Source organism: Rhizobacter sp. (assembly GCF_031412075.1).
Taxonomy (GTDB): Bacteria; Pseudomonadota; Gammaproteobacteria; order Burkholderiales; family Burkholderiaceae_C; genus Rhizobacter.
Genome location: NZ_JANOCG010000619.1, coordinates 1 through 4,906, shown reverse-complemented (window position 1 = coordinate 4,906; position 4,906 = coordinate 1). Strand labels below are relative to the sequence as shown.

The 4,906-nt window shown below is 67.2% G+C and carries 4 protein-coding genes; all 4 read right to left on the bottom strand.

Annotation, left to right across the window (positions count from 1 at the left end; genetic code table 11):
- Positions 1 to 24: 24 nt before the first annotated feature.
- Positions 25 to 867 carry an ABC transporter permease subunit gene (locus RMO40_RS22815; protein ID WP_309725893.1) on the bottom strand — a complete coding sequence of 281 codons (843 nt, stop codon included), beginning with the start codon at positions 865 to 867 and terminating at the stop codon, positions 25 to 27.
- Between the two features lie 90 nt (positions 868 to 957).
- Entirely contained in the window at positions 958 to 1,950 is a 993-nt protein-coding gene (locus RMO40_RS22810; protein ID WP_309725892.1) for an ABC transporter substrate-binding protein, read from the bottom strand.
- A gap of 51 nt (positions 1,951 to 2,001) precedes the next feature.
- Positions 2,002 to 3,828, bottom strand: coding sequence for an allophanate hydrolase (atzF, locus tag RMO40_RS22805; RefSeq protein WP_309725891.1), 1,827 nt, complete (start codon positions 3,826 to 3,828; stop codon positions 2,002 to 2,004).
- A gap of 90 nt (positions 3,829 to 3,918) precedes the next feature.
- Positions 3,919 to 4,725 (bottom strand): YihY family inner membrane protein, encoded by an 807-nt coding sequence (locus tag RMO40_RS22800; protein WP_309725890.1) that lies wholly within the window; start codon positions 4,723 to 4,725, stop codon positions 3,919 to 3,921.
- Between the last annotated feature and the right edge of the window lie 181 nt (positions 4,726 to 4,906).

The window sequence follows — 4,906 nt, the reverse complement described above, 5'->3', positions numbered from 1 at the left end:
ACACGGGGCCGTTCAACACTGCGTTCATCTTCCGCTCCAGTGAACAATGCGACGCTCTAGTAACAAGAAGAGCACGTTGAGCGCATAACCGAGCGCACCGGCGGCCAGGATGCTGGCGTACATGTCTTTCACGTTCATCACTTGCTGCGAGTTGATGATGCGGTTGCCCAGGCCACTGTCGGCGCCGATGAACATCTCGGCCACGATCACGATCACGAGCGCCATCGATACCGCCGAGCGCAGGCCGACGAAACTCGGCTGCAGGCTTTCCCAGATGAGCACGTCCTTGAACACCTGCCAGCGCGAGGCTCCCATCACCTTGGCGGCCATCACGCGCTGCTTGCGGGCGTTGATCACCCCGTACGCGCTGTTGAACACCACGATCAGAAGCGCGCCAAAGGCGGCGATGGCGACCTTGTTGACGTCTGACACGCCGAAGATCATCAGGAACAGCGGGATCAGCGCCGACGAGGGCGTGGAGCGAAAGAAGTCGATCAAAAACTCGACGCTGCGGTAAGCCTTCTCCGAGCTGCCGAGCAACACACCGAGCGGCATGCCCACGGCAGCGGCGATCAGGAAGGCCTGCACCGTGCGCCACACGGTGACGGCAAAGTCGGTCAGCAATGGGCCGCCGGCCAGGCCGCTGAACAACGCACCGAGCGCCGCCATCGGTGGCGGCAGCAAGATGGCCTTGATGAAGCCGAGACGCACCGCCAGGTCCCACACGATGAAGAGCACGATCGGCCCGATGAAAGGCAGGGCCTTGTCCCAGCTCGGCTTCCGGGGCACCGCCGCAGGCGCGTTGGCGGACGGTGGCGACCAGGGCTTGGCGGTCGGCGCCGCCGTCGTCGAGGGGATGGCGCTCATGGTGTCGCCGCCGGGCCGCCCCAAGGCGACACGCGCCCCCCTGGGGGGCAGTGCAGCCGCGAAGCGGCAAACGTGGGGGCAGTCATCAGTTCAGCCCTTGTAGAGCATCGAGTCGACCATCAGGCGCGACGAGAAGATGCCCTTCTCGGCGAACAGATCGAAGAACTTCTGGAAGTGCGCCACGTCGGCGGGCGTGAACTCGTTGTACATGGTGTAGGCGGCCAGCGGCACTTCGCTGGTCAACGCGCCTTCGATCGCGGTGTAGCCCTTGAGGTACTGGCGTGCCTCGACCGATTTGTTGCGCACATAGGTCACGCCCTTGCCGTAGGCGGTGATGAACTTCTTCGCGACCTCGGGGTGCTTCTTGATGAACTCCGACGACAGCGAGGCCGAGCCGCCGAACCACGGCGCCATCGGGTCGCCCAGGATGTAGCGGGCAATCACGCCGGGTTCGAGCACGCGGGTGGTGCCGTTCATGCGGCCGATGGTGCCGGTGGGCTCGAGCGTGTAGGCGCCATCCACCTGGCCTGCCGCGAGTGCGGCCACGTGCTGGCCGATCGGCAGCTCGACCACGGTGGCGCCGGTGGCACCGCCACGCTCGAGCACTGTCTTGGCGAGCGTCACGTTCTGGATGCCGGGGCCGGAGGCGATGCGCTTGCCCTTCAGGTCGGCCATCACCTTGGCGGGGCTGGCCACCGGCACGATCACTTCGTCGAGCACGTTTTTCACGTTGCTCGGGTTGGAGCAGAAGATCTTGAAGGTGCCGGGCTGGGCGATCTCGCCGATGGCGATGTTGGCCGAGCCGGTGCCGTTCGACGTGCCGTCGGCGCGGCCCGACAACACCGCTTCCATCACCTGCTGGGCGCCTGCGAACTTGAGCGCCTCCACATCGAGGCCGGCTTCCTTGAAGTAGCCGAGTTCGATGGCCGAATAGAAGGGCAGGCCAGCCGCGATGGGCCAGTAGCCGATGCGGATCTTGGGGCCGGCTTGTGCCCGCAGCACCGCCGGTGCGCCCAGGGCGAGCGCAGCGCCCGCGGTGACCAGGCTGCGTCGGCGAAGGTTGAAGGTCTTGTCGCTGCTCATGTGAAGGTCTCCGGGTAAAAAGTAGGGATCGGGGTGGCGGGCGCGAGGGGTTCAGCGAGGCGACTGGAGCGAGGCGAGATAGGCCCGCCAGCCGCCGAACGACGTGATGTCTGTGGCGCCTTCCAACGCCCATGCTTCGCAGATGAAACCGTGCACCGAGCTGCCGTCTGCCAGCGTCACGCTGCCCAGGCCCAGAGGTGCGGGGATCAGTGCAAGAAAGGAGCCAAGGGCGGCGACTGGCACGTCCCAGACTTCGACGGCAATCGCTGCGCCGCCAGTCGCCACACGCAGCAGCCCGGGTTTGGGCGGCTTGGTGCCGGGCAGCGCGAAAAAGCGGTACTGCGGCGCAGTGCTGGTGGCTTCGCGAAGCCGCGCGCCGCGCTCGTTGAGCTGGCTGTTGAGCGGCAGGCCGCTCAGGTGCGCGCCCACGACCGCGATCGCAAGCGTGGGCGCGGCGGCCGGGGTGTGGGTGAGCACGGGGCTGATGCCCCCGTGGCGCCCGAGCGCGCCCAGCGGCAGGTCGAGCTGGGCTTGCCAGCCGGCACCGAAGTGCGCCAACGCGGTGTCGTGGTTGGCGGGCGCAATGAAGGTCACGCCGAACGGCAGGCCACCGTCGGTGAAGCCGAAGGGCAGGGCGAGTGCGCACCAGCCGAGCAGGTTGACGAAGTTGGTGTACGCGCCGAGCTGCCCGTTGGCGCCGAGCGGGTCGGCGGCCAGCTCGGCCAGGGTCGGGTGGCCGGGTGCGGTGGGCGTCATCAGCACGTCGACCTGTTCCCAAATGGCTTTTGTATCGCACTGCGCGGTGCGCAGCTTGTAGAGGCCGCGAAACGCATCGGTGGCGCTGAAGCTGCGGGCGCTTTCGACGATGCTGCGCACCGACGGGTCGAAGGCCTGCGGATTCTGGTCGAGCAGCTTTTGCACCACCGCGTGGCGCTCGGCCACCCATGGCCCGCCATACAAGAGCTCGGCGGTGTCGTGCAGCAGCGAGAAGTCGAGCGGCACCACTTCGTGGCCCAGCGCCTGCACGTGCGCGGCGGCCTTGGCAAACATCGCGCGGTACCCGCCTTCGCCTTGCGGGCCGGTGAACACCGGCCGCGACGGGATGCCCACGCGCAGCACTGGCTTCAAGCGCGCCGGGCCGGGCTCGAACTGGCTGTAGGCGTCGCTCGCATCGGGCCCTTCGATCACCGCGAGCACACGGGCCGCGTCGTCGACCGTGAGTGCCAGCACCGACACGCAGTCGATGCTGCGACAGGCCGGCAGCAGCCCGCCGGTGCCCACACGCCCCGGCGTGGGTTTGAGCCCCACGAGGTTGTTGAAGCCGGCCGGTATGCGGCCCGAGCCGGCGGTGTCGGTGCCCAGTGCAAACGGCACCTGGCCCATCGCCACCGCATAAGCCGAGCCTGAGCTGGAGCCGCCGCTCACCCGGGTGGGGTCGAAGCTGTTGGGCACCGCGCCATACGGCGAGCGCGTGCCCACCAGGCCGGTGGCGAACTGGTCGAGGTTGGTCTTGCCGACCGCGATCGCGCCCGCATCGACCAGTCTCTGCACCACCGTGGCGTGCGCGGTCGCCGCGCCGGTGGCGAAGCTCTTGCACGCGGCGGTGGTGGACAGCCCGGCCACGTCGATGTTGTCTTTGACACCGAAGGGAATGCCGAGCAAGGGTTGCGTCTCGAACACCGCCGGGCCGAGGCTCAACAGGCGCGCGTCGCAGGCGTCGGCCTGGGCCATCAGCGCCTCCTCACCCAGCAGCGAGATCCACGCTTCCTTGGCTTGCCGCGACTGCTCGGCCAGAAAACGCAGCATCAACTGCCGCACCGTCATGGTGCCTGCCCGCAGGGCTTGCTGCAGCTCGGCCAGGGTTCTGGGTTCAGTCATCGCGTAGCGCCCTTATCTAGTGCATGCCTTCTTGTATGCAAGATGACTAGCAGGACATGTGCCAGAACCTGGCTGCGCTGTTACCGCGCGTCACCCAGCGCGCGGCGCCCCGCGTGCGAGGTTGGCCGTGACCAGCGCTGCCGCGAGCGTCACCAGCCAGGAGAAGTACATCCACAACAAGAACACCGGGAACACCGCAAACGCGCCGTACACCGCCTGGTAGGTGGGGATCTTGATCAGGTAGGCCGCAAAGCCACGCTTGCCGAGCTCGAGCGCGACGCTCGCGAGCAAGCCACCCACGATGGCGTGGTGCCAGCGCACCCTGGTGTTGGGCACGAAGTGGAACAGGCAGGCGAGGCCCACCCAGCTCAGCAGCGCCGGGCACAGGGTCAGCACAAACCTGGCCGACGGCGGCAAGCTGCCGAGCCAGCCCATCGACATACCCAACACATACGAACTTGCCCACAGGCTCACGCCGAGCGCCGGCGGCCCCACCGCGAGCACCAGCGCATACAGCGCCACGCGCTTGAGCAGCGGGCGATTTTTCTTCACGCCCCAGATCTGGTTGAACGCGTTCTCGATCGTGAGCAGCAGCGCGAGTGCGGCGGCCAGCAGGAACAAGGAGCCCACCAGGGTAAGGCTGTTGGCGTTGACCGCGAACTGGTGCAGGTACTTCAGCACCGTGCGCGCAATGTCGGCCGGCAGCAGGCTCTTCAGCAGGTGCTCTTCGAGCGCCGCTTCGAATCGCTGGAACACGGGAAAGCGCGTGAACAGCGCGAAGCTCACCGCAATGAAGGGCACGATGGACAGCAGCGTGGTGAAGGTCAGGCTGCCAGCCACCTGCGGCAGGCGCTCCTTGCGGGCACGCTGGAGGGTGAGGCGGATCAGGCTGAACATGCGGTGTCATTGTGCAATCCGCGCGAGATACTGCCGCCCATGAATGTCGACGTGCTCCTTCCCGTGGGTGAGGCGGTGGGCCCGATCGAGCTGGCCAGCGGCGTGCTGATGCAGGTGCAGCGCTCGGTCGACACCGTGGCGAGCACCGACATCGTGATCGTGCCGTCAGTGCTCTTGCACG